Source organism: Psychroserpens sp., from assembly GCF_036960315.1.
In the GTDB taxonomy this organism is placed as follows: domain Bacteria; phylum Bacteroidota; class Bacteroidia; order Flavobacteriales; family Flavobacteriaceae; genus Psychroserpens.
Map to the genome: position 1 here is coordinate 521,754 of NZ_JBALVR010000001.1, position 17,010 is coordinate 538,763.

Consider the following 17,010-nt stretch of genomic DNA (forward strand, 5'->3'; position numbering starts at 1 on the left):
CGTAAAACTATTCTATAGCTAACTTTTGAGAGAACTCTTGAGTATTGTTATGAAGCTTAGCGATATATATACCAGTATTTACGTTAGAAATGTCAATACGGTTTTCTAACTGAGTTGTATCAAGTTTAGTTGACATAACCAATCTACCTTGTATATCGTATAACTTAAGTAGGGTATTATTTAAAAGCTGTCCGCTAATTACTAATTCTTTGGAAGCTTTTGAAACATAGATGTCTAAGTCATTTAAACTATTTTCTTGAGTTGATAGCGAATTGTCCATGAATCTTAAAAAGAAGCGTCCTGTTCCAGACAAATTAATAGTTGGTGTCAAAATGTAATCCATAGTGTTTAGTAAAGTGGTTGTGCCAGCTACAGTGTCATCAAGATAGACGTTAACGGTACTAGGTATTGTCGATGAATTAATCGTGAACGTTATTTGTTCGCCTTGATTAGATTTGACGCCTAAAACTATGGTCGCATCATTAAAATCTGTTTCGCCAAGTGCTTGAATACCTAAAGGGGCATTAGCATTTTCTTCTACTAAATGAGAATATAAAGAAAAGGCCGGTGATGATCCACCGAAAAGTGAGGCATCATAGCCCGGATCCAAGCCAAGTGTCGAGAATTCTGAAAAATAGAAATCGGTTAAAAAACTTTGTGAATTTGTACTTATCGATAGTTTTAAATTAGTTATGGCATTAGTTTCCCGTCCTTGTATAAAGTCATCGCTGCCTGAGATAGAACGCATGGAAGGTAAGAATTGAGCGTTGCCACCCAAGGTGTTTGAGGCGACAAAAAAACCTTGCCCAGGAGCTAGGTTGTAGGTGCTGAAATAATTAGTAATTGTATAACTTCCTCCAGCGAGGACATCAGTATCGTCATTATATCCATAAATAGCAGTTGCGGAAGGATCCAGTAAAGCTAAGTTTTCAGTTAAAAAGGCTTGGGAATTAAGATATGAAGGGAATGGGTTTCCAATTAAATTATAAGCAGTGCCCACACCAAGGCTGATAGGTATGCCAACAGGAGTTGTATTTACTAAGCCTTCAAATTGTACGATATTAGTACTGGCAGCTGCATCAATCCCAGTACGATAACCTTTTCCCGCAACAAAGGGTGTTGTATCCGATTCATCAAAGAGTTCGTAAGTATTTGTATCAATATCAAATCCGCCAAACAGAATTCTAGTACCCGGATCTGGCTCTTCTACTATATTTGGATTGTTAATTATAAATGTATTAAAAGCTTGTCCTGAAACAGGTGCACTAATTAAATCATTTCCACCAGTTGCCGTAGTATTATTAACATAACGATTGTATAGCACTGTCCCAGAAATTGTTCCGTCAGATATTAAACTAGAGTAGCTGTTAGAAACTGATTCTAGAGTTAATTCGTCAGCTATTGTTAAAGAGATACTAGAATTTATCGTTACACTAGAACCGTCATTAACAGTAGCGGAATCAAGCGTAGCATCGATATCTAATATCAAATTATTATTAACGGTAACCTCACCACCTTCAATTGGAATTCCGCTATATAGCCAATTATTGGTGTCGTTCCAATTTCCATCAGCATTAGAGGTGTATTTAGTGTTTTCTGAAAACGAATTTTCATAAAATGATGTCGACGGATCAATACCAGATCCAGTTGAGTTGAATATAATTTGATGCGTTAGTGTTTTTGATGTTGGTCCAGCTGAAGGGTTTGCATCTGGGTACCTTGACCACATAAAATCACCATTTGAGTTATTTGTCCAATAGCTAATGCCAATAGGTTTATGATCTCCTGGAGTAAAACCTAAAGCAGACCATGCGATTCTAATTCGTACTTCACCATTAGGTGAATCTTGGAAATCTATCTTAGATTCTGTGTTGTCATTTCCATCGATTCGGCTAACGAAATTCCATGCTCCAGAAGTTCCGTCATATAATTCAATAGCATTTCCATTGCTTGTAGGAATTCCGTAGAATGAAGAATTGTTTTCAAATACTGCATAATAATCTGGCAAGTTATCGCCAGTAGTAAACTCTACACCTTCTATGGCGTTGCTTGTGCCTGAAGCCGTATTTGGATCTGTGTCAATAGCAACATAGTACATGTCTGATGAATAATTTGTTTGCCCTTCAGACCAACCAATATATAAATAGGTATTATCCCAATGTGTATAAAATGTTGTTATGGATGTAGCAATTGTACCTTCAGTAGAAAAAGCGGTACTATTATTATCACCTCCGCTCATACTAATAGTCTTCGGGGTATTTTGACCCATTACCAATAGTGAAGTTAAAAGTGTAAGATATAAGAGAGCAATGGTTCTAGGGAAATTGTAATGGTTTATCATGTCTTGTTTGTATTAATCTAAGTCTCTAAACAATAGAAATGTAAAGATATGTTAAGTTTCAATAGCTTAAAAGTAAAAACCTCTACGTGTTAATAAATATTGATAATTTAGATCAAGAAAACTTAAAAAGTGACATCTGCTTGATTAATATAATGACCATACTGTGTTGTTTCTGAAAGCCACCTAGTTGAAGTATGATCTGAATATATCAACAAAAAAAGCACACTTATAAAGTGTGCTTTTTTATATAATCGATTAGATTATTTAGTTATTTGATAATAACCTTTTGTGATTTTTGCTGTATTCCGTTATTGAGATTCACAATATAGATGCCAGATGTAATATTGGATATATCAATTTGATTGTTGATGCTATTACTATTTAGTTTTGAAGTTAAAATTAATCGACCTTGAATATCATAAATTTCTGCTTTTGTATCGTTTAACAATTCACCCTTTATAAATAATGTTTTTGGTGTTTTGCTAGTATATATTTGTACTGTTTCAAAGCTTTCTTCGGAAGTTGATAAAGCATCTCCAGAAAATCTAAGGAAGAAACGTCCTGTTCCTGATAAATTAGTGTTAGGTGTGAATACATAATCAGACGTATTTAATAAGGTAAAGGTATTTGTAACTGTATCTTCTAAATAGATGTCTATCCCTCTTTGAATATCAGTTTCAAAAATACTAAACGTTAGTTGTTCACCTTGGCTTGCATTAACACCTAATGGAATAATAACATCATTTAAGGCATTGTAGTGAACAGACTGAATAGCTAATTTTAAACCTGAGTTATTTTCCACCAAATGAGAGTAGAGTGCAAATCCGGGAGCATAATTACCAAATAGGGCTGAATCATATCCAGCATCCATGCTTAATGTTGCATTATTATTAAAATAGATATCGGTATTATAGCTTGTGTCTGTTTTACTCATTTGAAGTTTTATATGCGCCAAAGTTGGGTTGGAAACTCTGCCTAAGACAAAGTCATCTGTACTCCCAATAGATCGCATTGATGGGTTAAAAGTTATTGTTCCGCCTCCAACTTTTGAAGCGACCAAAAATCCTTGCCCAGGTGTAATTACAGTTCCTGGATTTGCATCAGAGTAGGCTTGATTCCATATTTCCCATCCATTAGAAGCATCACCATCATAACCATAAATACCAGAATTTGTTGGTTCGAATTCACTAGTATTAGCAGTTAAAAAATCTGATAATGTAATGTAAGAGCTATAAGGATTTCCTATGAGATTCCATTCTGGCGAATTAGGTCCAGAGACTACAATCGGTTTAGTGATCGTTGTTGTTTCAACCGTTCCTTCAAAAGTAAATGTACTCGAATTTGTGGATGCAGCTCTATAACCATTTCCAGCATCTAAAGTAGCATTTGCATCTGCAGTAATATCGGTGTCATACAATTGATACAATCCAGTAGTTTTATTAAATGGTCCAAATAATTTTTGAGAAACATCAGATGGATTTTCAAAAATATTAGTATTCACCGTTGCAAAATCACCAAAAGTTTGACCAGTTACAGGAGCAGAAATAAGATCATTTCCACCAGTATTTATATTGACATGTCGCTTATAAATAACATCACCTTCGGAAGTATTTTCAACAATAAGACTAGAATAGGTTGTTGAAGTCGAATTTAATTCTAAAGTTCCTTTATTAACCAAGTTAGAGTTAACAACAATAGATTCTCCTGCAGTTACTGAAGTAGTCGCTAAATCTGCGATATAGAAATTATTAGTTTCTATATTAGATCCAACAGTATAAGTTCCGTCAAGTACATAAACATTATCGGTTCCAGTGGTGTCAGAAGGTGCATTTGGTACCCAAGTACTACTTGCATACACTAATCCATCAAATTCGCTTACTATTCTGAAATTATCAAAACCAGAAAAACCAGTTAATCTATTATTTCTAATTCTTATTTGGAGTGCAACTGTATTTACTGAAGCAGGAATATCAAGAGATATAGAACCTTCATCAGAATCTATAGCACCATTTCCATCGAATAAAAACACTCTCGATTCATTACTCCCATCATAAATCAATCGGTATTGTGCATCATTACTATTATATACATAACCTTGAATATCCCAATCAAATTTCAATTTTACATTTTCGTATGAACTCACATCTATTGTACTAAATGTTATGGTTGCCCAAGTATTAGTTCCATTGCCTTCATCGTTAAGGTCGTTGTCTCCTAGAATATTTCCTGAAAATTGCGGATTGTTCATAGGACTTGCATCGTTTATGTTAATAATACCATAGTAACCATCAGTACCCCAGCCATTATCAAAAAAGGGGATATCATTGGTGTACGTCCATTCTGGAGATGTGTTGTCAAAATCTTGAATGGCAATAGTGATTAATGGTCCGTTGATATCAAAATTAGAACTAGTTGCATCGGTTAAACCTGATGAAGTAGCAGTAATTGTTAAGCCTGTTCCTTTAGCAGAAAACACTAGGTTGCTAAATGTGCTTTCTCCAGCGACAGCATTAAGACTAGTTGTTGCACTGACATCAAAAGTACCTGTAGTTGTTAACGAAATACTGTTAATAAAATCTAAGTCCAAATTATCATTAATATCTGTAGCAATAACTACAGGTGTTGGATGTATGACTTCAAATTGATTTCCGTTTAAAGGTTCAGTTGTAAATATTAATTGAGAAGCAATGACTTCTATTCTATTATCGTCACCAGCAATAGGCGTTTGCGCACCTCCAGCATCAAAAGCTTCAAAAATAGAACCTGCAGTGCCATCTGCAGATGCAGAACTGATTGTTAGTTGAAGTTGTTCATTATCAGTAGCTGTAGAATTAAAAGTGGCATAAACATCAAATGTTTTAGAACCTTCGTCAATAGCAGAAATTCCTGTAATTCCTGTAAATGAAGTGTTATCTGTAACTGTTGTCACTTCCGAAATGTTAGTTGACCCATCAAATACGGCTAAAGCAGCAATATTAGAACTATTAGTGATATTAAACTCTAGATCTGTTAGAGTCGTTCCTAATATGTCAGCATCTGTTAAGTCATTTCCACCATCTTGAATAGTAAATTCACCAATTTTAATGGCATTGCTAGTTGTTAAACCAGAGGTAGCACTATATGATGTGTAATCAATATTGTCTGTTGGATCAAATGATGTAGCAACAATGTTAGATTCGGTACTATTTGTAGTCGTAGATGTTATGTTTCCGCTTAATCTAAGACCTGGAAGTGCAATTCCGAAGTCAGACCATGATGCTTGGCTTTTAACCCGTAACAAGCCTCCATTTGTTGCCGCTCCCCAAGCATATAATCTAAAAGTAATTGTTGCTGCGGAACCAGAATTGATGCTTAAACCTATAATATTAGTAATAACGTTAGAATTAGCAACTATACTTTGTGACGCGTTTACTGCTATACCTGCCGTTGCAAAATCATCTATACTATAATGCAATTGCCAGTTTGTAGGTCCATTCATATTACGTCTTAGTCTAATATCTATTCTTTGAATTTCAATGTCATTACTTGAACTCGATGACGTAGACCATTGCAAATAATCATTATTGGTTTCTGCATTAGCTTGAGATGTTTCTGCCCAATTGTTTGATGAAAAATCTGTACCATTCCTTTGGTTAACGCCCGAACCTCTTGTGAGACCTATCGAGGAAATTGTAGGATCGTTACCTGTATCGGTTGGTCCGGGACCATTTGCTCTGTCAATTGTGACAATTGTGGTTTGAGCAAAACTAAAAGCAAAAAAGAAAAATGCTAAAAGTAAAAAGTATGTCTTTTTCATAACGTAAAAATTTATTCTACAATCTTGAATGGCTATTGATTTTTCAGTTTGTTTAGTAGAATTAGGATGGGTCAAATATAGTGAAAGATATTACTCATAAAAATTAATTCGGGGGGTTTACGGGTAAGTGACTAAAAAAGAAGCTAAATTCTTATAAAAACAATGATATGCCTTTGGTTTTGAGTTAACTAATAAGTTAATAAATCACCTAAATGTTAATTATATAACCCCAATGACTCATAGGAAGCTGCCAATTCAAATGGCATTAAATGCATTTGGGCAAGAAGGGGGAATTATAACCATACCATTTTCTTATGTGGAGACTACCGCAAGCATTGTTTGGGATTAGAGCAAACCAATTTTTGTAGACATACATCCAAGGGATCTCACCAAATGTGACCAATACTAATGATGTGAGTATTGCCGAAGATATTGCACCTAGAAAATTATGTTTACCGTTGTATGTCGCATTAGAACAAAGCGATATCGAAAGAATCTCAGGTTTAATTTTACAAGCTATTAGTTAATTCAATAGGATTAAAATACTTTTGCTAAATATCTAGAATAAAATTTATTGCACATTATAGATGAAGAAACTATTAATAGTTGTTGGTACCAGACCAAACTATATTAAAATCACACAATTTAAAATTGTTGCTGAACAGCAGTTTCCTGATGAGTTCGATATTAAAATTGTTCATACAGGACAGCATTTTGACGCTTCTATGGCAGATGTGTTTTTTCAACAATTAGATATATGGCCAGATTTTTTCTTGAATATAAGCCCGGCATCTGCAAATACTCAAGTTGGAGAGGTTATGATGAAACTGGAAAACATCATCACCTCCTTTAAACCCGATTTAGTTCTAGTTCCAGGAGATGTGAATTCGACGTTGGCTGCAGCACTAACAACCTATAAAATGGGAGTAAAACTTGGGCATTTGGAAAGCGGACTTAGGAGTTTTGATCGTTCAATGCCTGAAGAAATCAATCGAATTTTAGTTGACGAGATTACAGATTTTTATTTTGTGACAGAACAAAGTGGTGTTGATAATTTGCTTAAGGAAGGGAAGTCTGAAGCTCAAATTCATTTTGTAGGAAACACGATGATTGATACTCTGTTTGCTTTTGAAAAGGACATTATCAATCAAGATGTACTTTCAAAATATAATCTCGAAAAAGGGCAATACATATTGATGACGATTCATAGACCAGCAACTGTGGATAACAAAGAAGGATTGGAAGAACTCTTATCACTTATTAAAAGTCTGCCTTCTGATAAACGCATCATTTTTCCAATGCATCCAAGAACACTTAAAAACATAACATCTAATCATCTCGATAAAGCCTTTAATGGTATTGAAAATTTGATTATTGCTGAGCCTATGGATTATTTAGGTTTTCAAAACTTGATTCACAATAGCGCATTAGTTTTAACCGACAGTGGAGGCATACAGGAAGAAACAACTTATAAACAAATACCTTGTTTGACATTAAGACCAAATACTGAAAGACCTAGTACTATTGAGATAGGAACCAATACATTACTTAATTTTGATAAAAACAGTATTTACAATATGGTTAATCAAGTTTTTTTAGGAGATTATAAAAAAGGAACAGTCCCTAAATTATGGGATGGGAAGGCGACGGAACGTATTTTAAGAATTATCAGTACTATTTAATGTTTATGTAATATGAAGCGTATAATTGCTCAATGGATTATTGTATTTTCGCAACCTTCAAATAATGGGTTTCAACTGCGCGACAATCTTGATGCATTTGTTACAAATATAAAATTCTAGGAAAAAAAATATCACATGCTTATAGCAATACAAACCATAAAGTTTATTTTTAGTATTCTACCAAAAAAGTACCATTTAAAGCTTCTTGGGGTAGGGGTTTTACTAATGATGAATTCTGTCTTAGACCTATTAGGTCTCGGTGTGCTTTTGCCAGTTTTTTCTGTTTTATTAGAAGATAACGTTATAGAAAAATATACTTGGGCAAGTTGGATGAGTGAGATTTTTGGTCTTACGGATGAAAGGCAATTAATCCTTGTTTTAGCATCTGCACTATTCATAGTTACTGTATTAAAAAATATTTTAAGTCTCTGGATAGCTAAGTTTAACACGACCTTTGCTCTAGGGCTTTATAAGGAATTTGCATTGCGCTTACATAAGCATTATTACAAAAAAGGATTCTCTTATTTTAAAACAACAAATTCTAATGTTGTTGTTAAAAATCTTAGAATGGCAAACAGTCAATTTGCTAAATTTCAGGTATTAGGCTCCCTTAATTTGCTAAACGAGTTTGTGGTTTTACTTTTAATCGTCGTTTTTATAGCACTGTATAATTTTAAAATACTATTGTTATTGGGCGTAACGGTTGTTCCGCCGTTTATTATTTTTTATCGTTGGGTTAAAAATAAATCTATTGTTCTTGGAGCTACAACGAATAAAATTAATCCAATTTTAGGAAAGAATATGTTTCAGAGTATTTATGGGTTTGTAGACGTGGTCATTATGGGTGCTGAAAAACCTTTTAGAAATGAAATAAAGAAAAACCTCGACGAATTAGTAGAGGTAGATATCAAAACCACCATTTATAATCAAGCCCCAACAAAAGTTATTGAAAGCTCCTTAATGTTGGCAATAGCTATAATAATTTCGTTTGGAATCTACTTTTTACCATCTAAAATAGAGTTGTTGAAATTACTTGGGTTATTTGCAGTAGCGGGTTATCGTATTATGCCGTCCATAAATAAAATAATGATAGCTATTAACGGCTTAAATAGATGTCACTGGATTTTTGATGTATTAGCTCCATTGCAGCATGACGTTAATTATGTTGAGCCCACAACACAAAAGCCGCTTGAGTTTAAACATAGTTTATCTTTAAGGCAAATAGATTTTTCTTATGCTAATGATGCCGGATCAATTTTTGACAATTATGATATTGAGATCAAAAAAGGAGAAGTTATTGGTTTAGTTGGCCCATCTGGTGCGGGGAAAACAACTTTAATGAATCTTTTGTTAGGCTTTTTAAAACCGACAAAAGGCGGCTATTTTGTTGATGACGTAGAGCTTGATGAATCGCATATGAAAGCCTTCTATGAAAAAGTTGGATACGTGCAACAGCAAGTTTATTTAATAGATGGCACTTTAGGGCAAAATATTGCATTTGGTTGTAAGCCTAATGAAATCGATCATGAGAAATTAGAAATTGTACTGAGAAAGGCAAATCTTTGGGAAATGGTTAAAAAACTTCCAGAAGGTATTCATGAAATGATAGGTGAAAATGGGACAAAACTATCTGGTGGACAAAGACAGCGTGTAGGTATCGCAAGAGCTTTGTATTTTGACTCTGAAATTTTATTTTTTGATGAAGCAACATCTGCATTAGATTCTAAAACGGAAAAGGAAATAACAAATTCCATTAATGATATTTCAGATGGAAATTTAACAATTATTATTATTGCGCATAGAATGACAACATTAGAGCACTGCGATAGAATTATAGAAATCAATAATTCAAATTTGGATAAAGCATGATAATTACTAAAGATTTTGTTATTCTTAATTTTCCAAAAACGGGAAGTACTTATATAAGAACTTGTTTAAAGTCATTATATAAGAAGAATACTACTTTTAATAGAATATTTCATAGAGCTAAAGTATATGAAGACTTACACTTTTCGAAAATTTATGGAAATACTAATGAAAATTATAGAGATCAACACGCTGTATTTTCTCAGATACCTGAAAAGCAACGAAAAAAACCAGTAATTTCTATAGTACGAAACCCATTGGGACGAGTTGTTTCGAGCTATCATTATGCTTGGTGGAAAAAGAATCATTTATATGATTTAGATGCTATTGAAAAAAAATATCCAACATATCCTGAACTCGACCTTTTAACTTTTGCAAAGTTTTTGAATGATGCTGAACTCGCACCAGATAACTTTTTAAAACCTTTTGCTAAAGATTTTGGCTATAACACTCGCCTTTTTTTAATTTTTTACTCTTCAAACCCTGAGGAATCAGCTAAAAAACTACTCACAGGAAATTATAAGCTAAGTGATGTCATTGAACCAAATATTACATTTCTAAAGCAAGAACAACTGACACAAGACCTGGTTGCGTTTATAGCATCTAATACAAACTTAGATTCTAGTCCTATAGATCTGATAAAAAGTCAAAATACAGGGACTTATAATACTGAGAAAGAATGGTCTCAAGAGTTTATGGCGTATGTATACAAAATGGATAAATATATATTCGATGAATTTTATCCAAACGAAACCTTTATTAAATGAAGATAGGAATTTTAGGATGGTATTTTCAAAATAATGCTGGAGATGACCGCATATTGGAATGTCTAAAGAAGAAGTGTGAAACATTAGGCGCAACAGAAGTTAGTGTTTTCATTGCTTGGGACGAATTAAATTCAAAAATAGAGGAGATTAACACGTGTGATTTCTTACTAGTTGGAGGAGGCGGATTAATACTTCGTAATACAAATAGACTCGTCTCATTATTTGAAAAAATTATGATTCCTTGGGCTTTTATTGGAGTTAGTATTGATAGTGTAGGTGAAGATAATTCGAAATTTATAACGTATATTTCTAATAACGCTAAGTTTATTATCGTAAGAGATCAATTTAGTTTGGATATTTTTCGTAATTATAGACAAGAAGCACTTTTCATAGCGCCAGACTTGACGTTTCTCTATCCTTTTAAAAATGATGCTAGCCATGACAGTAAAAATGCTGTTGCTGTGTCATTAAGACCTTGGCGCCCCAATCTTTTTAAACAGTATACCAAAAACTACCACAGATTTAATAAGCTAGTTCATAAGCTCCCCATAGTAACAACATTTTTGAGGTTGTGGGATATTAAAAAATTCACTAAAGTAGTTAATGCGCTTACAACTTCTCATATTAAGCCGTTTCCTTTACATATTAATGACGTAAATGGCGATAATTTATTGATGCAAACTTATTTTGATGCTGAAAAAAACATTGCATTTAATATTGATGACTTAAAACAAAGTGATTATCTTATTGGGATGCGTTTACATTCATTAATTTTTGCCACACAATTGGGAGTGCCATTTGTAGCGATAAGCTATGCGTCTAAAATAGATAATTATTTAGAGGATATCGGTTTGTCTAATTTTGTAGTAAATGTGAATAATTATAAGGCTTTATCAAAAAAAATAAAACAATTAAAAGCTCAAAAGGAAACCATATCCAAACAACTGTTGCAAACTAGTCATAACAATGAAGTTGAAGTTAATAAGGTTGTAAACGAAGCCTTTAAAACCTTTGTGTTATGAAAAAGGAATCTATGTTGTTTGTAACCAAGTTGCATTTCAGTAAAGATGGAAATGGTGGTCAGCAACGGACATACTTTTTAATTAAAGAGCTGTCAAAATATTATAATTTATATGTGTTGTCACCATACACAAATGCAGATAAACTAGATATAGAGGCCGATTTTATTCTTAATAAAGGAGTAAGTTTTGAAAAAAAATTAAGAAAAAACAAGATTACGCGTTTGGTGCTCAAATTTTTAAACATACTCTTAAAACAAGAAGAAGCAACAAAACCAATTCATCAGTCAAATTTCGCTACTTATATTTTAAAAAAACAGCTCAACAAATTAAAAACAAAGCGGACAAATCAGCATATAGATACTATTGTTTTTGACACCCTTTCTATGGTGGTTAATGTTAAGGCAGGTTTATTTCAGAATAGGATATTAAACGCACATAATTTTGATTCAGAATTAGTGCAAATGAATCTTGATAATAAAATTGAAAACCCTGGAATTAGTGGGGTAGAAATTGAAAGCACCAAGAAAAATTTGGAAATCTATAAACGTTATGAATACAATATAGGTACATATTTTACTGAAATTTGGGTATGTAGTGTTGCAGATGAATTAAAATTTAAAGCGGTAAATCCAGGAACTAAAACAGTATTCTACGAACTGCCTAACGGCTCTGATGTTACAGAGCGTCAATTTCAGCCCATAACAAGCCACTATAAAAAGTTTCTATTCGTTGGGAGTCTTAATTATTTTCCAAATGTTAATGGTGTCAAATGGTTTGTGGACACTATTTTCAAACACTTGCCAGTATCATTTGAATTAAATATTGTTGGGAAGTCACCAAATCAAGAAGATTTCAAATATTTAGATAATTATCCAAATATTAATCTCATTGGGCAAGTCGAAAGCGTGGAAGCGTATTACAAAAACCATGATGCATTTGTAGTACCTTTATTGGAAGGTAGTGGTACACGGTTAAAAATATTGGAAGCACTATCTTATGGGAAACTGGTTTTAAGTACGCCTAAAGGTATTGAAGGTATTCATGCGAAAAATGGTGTTCATTATTTAGAATTTGATAATTTTGAAACATTTAAAACCAATATTATAAATCAATTAGAAGACTTTTCTAAGTTGGAGGCCATTAGAAGGCATGGAAGACAACTCATAGAAGCATCCTATAGTTGGAAAAAAATAGTTGAAAACTACCTAAAACAACGTCATGAGCAATAACCCTTTAGTCTCTGTATTAATGACGGTTTATAATCGTGAAAAGTATATTGAACAAGCCATTTCGTCTGTTTTAAAATCGACCTATACCAATTTTGAACTCATTATTGTTGATGATAGGTCTTCAGATACATCAGTCGAAATTGCCAATAGGTTGGCGTTAAAAGACGCGAGAATTAAAGTGTACCTTAACGATAAAAACTTGGGGGATTATCCAAATCGAAATCAAGCAGCTGCCTATGCTAAGGGTAAATACCTTAAGTATGTAGATGCCGATGATATGATTTATCCACATGGCTTAGAACAGTTGGTGTGTTTTATGGAACAATTTCCAAATGCAGGATATGGTATGTGTACTTATCCTCAGGACGAACTTGTAATGTTCCCATTTAAGTTGAATCCTTATGAAGCATATAGAAAGCATTATTTTGAACTAAAAATTTTTAACAGAGCACCTTTATCTACTATCATAAAGAGGGATGTTTTTAAAGAAGTTGGCGGTTTTTCAGGAAAGCAACATTTAGGAGATTTTGAAATGTGGCATATATTGTCTCAAAAATTTTCAGTGGTTTTAATGCCACAAGGTATCGTTTGGTATCGTGTACATGAAGACCAACAAATGAATGATAATAGAACAGATCCACAAGTGCCTTTCAAATATTTATTGTATTCTGAAGAAGCAATGAAATTAGAAGATTGTCCGTTAGAAAATAATGAAAAGATAGATATACTGAGGCGTTTAAAGCTTAAAAAAGCAAGGGATGTTATTTCTGCATCAAAACATCATTCGTTGAGGCAAGCATTAGAATTAAAGAAAAAAGGAAACGTATCATATATAGATTTAGTAAAGGTTTTTACTAAAAAAATACTCGGTCAAAGTGTCTGATTAGCTGTCAACTTCGAAATGTAAATGAAACAAGAAATGCTTAAAAAAGTACTTTCAAAAATCACTAGAACGTTAACACCTCAATATGGGGATTTTACAATTATAGATGTAATTGACAATGTTGTCATAGGGAGTGAAGTAGCAATTGGGCCTAACTGTGCTATTTATACCCAAGATCATATTTATTCGAATACAGATGTGCCTTCATGGAAGGGAGACTTAAAATTTAAAGAGGTCGTTATAGAAAATGGTGCTTAGGTTGGAGTAAATGTGATAATTTTACCAGGAGATACTATTGGTGAAATCAAATGCTGTTTACGGAGGAGTTCCTGCAAAATGGATTAAAGATATTGAATAGGTATTAAATATTGAATGGTTTAAAAGTGAATATTTAAAAATGGACGAAGAAACATATACAATGATAATTGGTGCAATGAAGGCGGGCACGACCACTTTGTTTGAGCATCTGAGAAATCATCCAGAAATATGTGCAAGCACAAAAAAGGAAACAGAGTATTTTTTAGATAAAGATGATATCGTACATAATCTAGACGACTATAATGGGCTTTTTCAATACGATAAAAGTAAACATCGTGTTAAAATGGAAGCTTCAACAGGTTATGCTAAATATCCTAAACATAAAGATGTATCAAAGCGTATTTTTGATTTAGGGCTGAAACCTAAATTTATTTTTATCGTAAGACATCCTATAGATCGTATAAATTCGGAAATTAATTTTTGGAGAAATTATCCACAGTGGAGCCATCCAAAAGATAACTTAGATCAAATGATTTTGCGCAGTAGTTACTATTTACAACTATCACAATACGAAGGATTTTTTTCTAAAGAAGACATCTTAATTTTAGATTTTGATGACTTGAAAAAGCGGCCACAAGAATTAATCAATGCATCATGTCAGTTCTTAGGTATAGATTCTTATGAAATTAAAAAAGTGGATAAGGTTTCTAATAAAACTGAGATGAAAAGTGATTTAGAGTTGCAAATCATAAAACGCTATTCAACGCTTTTAAAATGGTTTCCTGTATCTTTCAAAGAGAAAGTAAAGCAAATGGTTAGAGGTGTGAGTAAAACTTCTAATTGGGAATTGACATCATCAGAAGTGAAAATGGTCAAACAACAATTAGAAGGCGACATGCATTTGTTTCAAAAGACATATAATTATGACACCAGTAAATGGGGTTTTTCAAAATAGACATAGATTGAAATGAATAAAGTTTCAGTAATCATTCCTGTTTTTATCGCTATGCCTTTTCTAAAAGAAACCGTGACTTCAGTCTTTGAACAGTCGCATACAAATATTGAAATGATAGCTTTTGACGACAGTCCAACTGATTGGTTTTTAGAATATCTATAATTCTATAGAGTTCCTCAATTTAATTGTAAAGTAGAACAAAGTTAAAGGGGTTTGCACTGCAAGAATTTATAGATTCCAGCAAAATGCATTAAAGATATAACTGATAGTTTAAAATTATGATACATAGAATACTTTCAAAAATCTGTAAAATCATAACTCCAAAGTATGGTAATTATGCGCTGCTGGTTTGGAAAAACAGGTTGCGAAATAGTTTCTTAAAAGATAAAGAACATAAATATCTATTCATATTATCACCTCCTTATTGTGGGTCAACACTATTAAATCAATTGATTTCAACCTCAAAATCAGTTTCAGTAAATAATCAGGTAAATACAAGAGAAGGACAACGAGTACCAACATTGTCTAAACTCATGTTTGATCATACTAGACGATGGGATAGCACATTAGATTACGATTGGAGATTTGTAAATAAAGAATGGTTAAAGTATTGGGATTTAAAAGCAGCTATACTTCTTGAAAAAAGCCCGCCAAATATTGTTAGAGCAAAATCGATAGAGAAATATTTTCAGCCTGCATTTTTTTTGATTTTTTACAGAAACCCTTATGCGCATTGCGAGAGTCTGATTAGGCGTAATAATAAAGATCCAGCTAAAGCCGCTGAATTTGCGATACAATGTTTAAATTATCAAAAGATAAATATTCTTGAATTGAAAAGTCAAAAGCTTCAAGTTTCGTATGAATTACTTACTGAACAAACTGAGTCTACAGTTAAAATGATGACAGATTTATTACCTGAATTGAGCGATATGAATTATGAAAAAGAGTTTACTGCTAAAAATTCACATTCAAAAGAAATGAAGATTTCAAATTTGAATCAAGAAAAAATAGATAATTTAACGCTTAAGGAACGAGAAGCTATAAATTCGGTATTTATAAAAAATATAGATACCTTGAATTTTTTCGGATATCAACTTATACAATCTACTAAAAATCATTATTAGAATGCAATTAGTTTCAGTTATTATACCAGTTTACAATGCCATGCCTTTTTTTAAGGAAACGATGACTTGTGTCATTGAACAAACGTATTCTAATATTGAAATAATTATTATTGATGATGGTTCAACAGATGAGTCTTTACACTATCTAGAAAGTTTAAGCCTGCCAAATTTAGTTGTAAAACATAATAAAGGTAAAGGCGCATGTGCCGCACGCAATTATGGGATGGAGTTGGCAACAGGAGATTATATTCAGTTTTTAGATGCCGATGATTTGTTAGATAAGGACAAATTACAAATACAGGTTGAGGCATTAGACAAAAACCGAAGTGGTATTGGGGTTTGCAGTACTAAGCATTTTTACGATAGCATTGACAACGGTAAAATTACAGATCATGAATTTTTGTTTACCACTAGCAATACTAAGGATTTCTTGCTGAATTTATATGGTTCAGATGGTAAGACACACAACATGGTGGGGACTAGTGCTTGGTTAACCCCTAAAGCCCTTATTGAAAAGGCTGGTCCTTGGGATGAAACCTTGAGTAAAGATCAGGATGGTGAGTTTTTCTGTAGAGTGGTTGCAGCTGGAACACAGGTTATTTACACACCTGAAGTTTTAAATTATTATAGAAAACATATTAAAGGTACTAATATCGCTAACCAAAGGCAAAAAAGGCATTTAGAAAGTCAATTAAAAGCACTGTATTCAAAATCTCAACAATTCATAGGATTGGAACAAACGGATGGTTACAAAAAGGCAATGGCCTTGCAATATAAAATTATAGCAATCAATGCGTATCCTGAGTTTAAGGCCTTATCAAAACAAGCGATTCATTTATCCAAGACCTTTGGAGGTAGCAATTATCTGCCAGTATTGGGTGGTAAAATAATAGAAATTGTAAAGCGTAAAATGGGATGGAGAACTGCGAAGTTGTTGTCTTATTGGGTTCATAAAATAGGGTATTGAGAAATTTGCTAAAATTAAAGGTTCGTTTTTTACAGAAAAGAAAACAAAATTTAAGCCTGAAGCGAGAAAAACATAAATATTAATATATATGCGAATTCTATAAAAGAACTTGAACAATTA

Annotated in this window: 14 protein-coding genes; 12 read left to right on the top strand and 2 right to left on the bottom strand. The window is 32.9% G+C overall.

From position 1 onward, the window contains the following. Positions 1-7 precede the first annotated feature (7 nt). On the bottom strand, positions 8-2,341 hold the full coding sequence (locus V7719_RS02295) for a T9SS type A sorting domain-containing protein (protein WP_335728236.1): 2,334 nt from the start codon (positions 2,339-2,341) through the stop codon (positions 8-10). Positions 2,342-2,609: 268 nt separating this feature from the next. Further along, positions 2,610-6,137 carry a T9SS type A sorting domain-containing protein gene (locus V7719_RS02300; protein WP_335728237.1) on the bottom strand — a complete coding sequence of 1,176 codons (3,528 nt, stop codon included), beginning with the start codon at positions 6,135-6,137 and terminating at the stop codon, positions 2,610-2,612. A gap of 395 nt (positions 6,138-6,532) precedes the next feature. Here V7719_RS02300 and V7719_RS02305 point away from each other — a divergent pair, with 395 nt between their 5' ends. The 12 genes from V7719_RS02305 to V7719_RS02360 all read left to right on the top strand — a co-directional run bounded on the left by V7719_RS02305 (position 6,533) and on the right by V7719_RS02360 (position 16,890). Further along, complete coding sequence (locus V7719_RS02305) at positions 6,533-6,664, top strand: hypothetical protein (protein WP_335728238.1); 132 nt, start codon at positions 6,533-6,535, stop codon at positions 6,662-6,664. Positions 6,665-6,724: 60 nt separating this feature from the next. Then, positions 6,725-7,819 carry a non-hydrolyzing UDP-N-acetylglucosamine 2-epimerase gene (gene wecB, locus V7719_RS02310; protein ID WP_335728239.1) on the top strand — a complete coding sequence of 365 codons (1,095 nt, stop codon included), beginning with the start codon at positions 6,725-6,727 and terminating at the stop codon, positions 7,817-7,819. A 135-nt stretch (positions 7,820-7,954) separates the two neighbouring features. After that, positions 7,955-9,688, top strand: a complete 1,734-nt coding sequence (locus V7719_RS02315) for an ABC transporter ATP-binding protein (protein ID WP_335728240.1) — start codon at positions 7,955-7,957, stop codon at positions 9,686-9,688. Continuing rightward, entirely contained in the window at positions 9,685-10,452 is a 768-nt protein-coding gene (locus tag V7719_RS02320; protein ID WP_335728241.1) for a sulfotransferase domain-containing protein, read from the top strand. Before V7719_RS02315 ends, V7719_RS02320 begins: the two co-directional genes overlap by 4 nt. Next, positions 10,449-11,474 (top strand): polysaccharide pyruvyl transferase family protein, encoded by a 1,026-nt coding sequence (locus V7719_RS02325; protein ID WP_335728242.1) that lies wholly within the window; start codon positions 10,449-10,451, stop codon positions 11,472-11,474. The genes V7719_RS02320 and V7719_RS02325 overlap by 4 nt, the downstream gene beginning before the upstream one ends. Beyond that, positions 11,471-12,703, top strand: coding sequence for a glycosyltransferase family 4 protein (locus tag V7719_RS02330; protein ID WP_335728243.1), 1,233 nt, complete (start codon positions 11,471-11,473; stop codon positions 12,701-12,703). Before V7719_RS02325 ends, V7719_RS02330 begins: the two co-directional genes overlap by 4 nt. Next, complete coding sequence (locus tag V7719_RS02335; RefSeq protein ID WP_335728244.1) at positions 12,693-13,586, top strand: glycosyltransferase family 2 protein; 894 nt, start codon at positions 12,693-12,695, stop codon at positions 13,584-13,586. Before V7719_RS02330 ends, V7719_RS02335 begins: the two co-directional genes overlap by 11 nt. Positions 13,587-13,610: 24 nt before the next feature. After that, positions 13,611-13,844: a hypothetical protein gene (locus tag V7719_RS02340; RefSeq protein WP_335728245.1), complete on the top strand. Its 234-nt coding sequence runs from the start codon at positions 13,611-13,613 to the stop codon at positions 13,842-13,844. 139 nt (positions 13,845-13,983) lie between these two features. Beyond that, entirely contained in the window at positions 13,984-14,799 is an 816-nt protein-coding gene (locus V7719_RS02345; RefSeq protein WP_335728246.1) for a sulfotransferase domain-containing protein, read from the top strand. A gap of 12 nt (positions 14,800-14,811) precedes the next feature. Then, the gene (locus V7719_RS02350) at positions 14,812-14,961 is read left to right on the top strand and encodes a glycosyltransferase (RefSeq protein WP_335728247.1); all 150 of its coding nucleotides are present in this window, start codon (positions 14,812-14,814) and stop codon (positions 14,959-14,961) included. Between the two features lie 116 nt (positions 14,962-15,077). Then, positions 15,078-15,923 (top strand): sulfotransferase, encoded by an 846-nt coding sequence (locus V7719_RS02355; protein WP_335728248.1) that lies wholly within the window; start codon positions 15,078-15,080, stop codon positions 15,921-15,923. A gap of 1 nt (position 15,924) precedes the next feature. After that, a complete protein-coding gene (locus tag V7719_RS02360) occupies positions 15,925-16,890 on the top strand; it encodes a glycosyltransferase family 2 protein (protein ID WP_335728249.1) in 966 nt (321 codons plus the stop codon). Positions 16,891-17,010 lie beyond the last annotated feature (120 nt).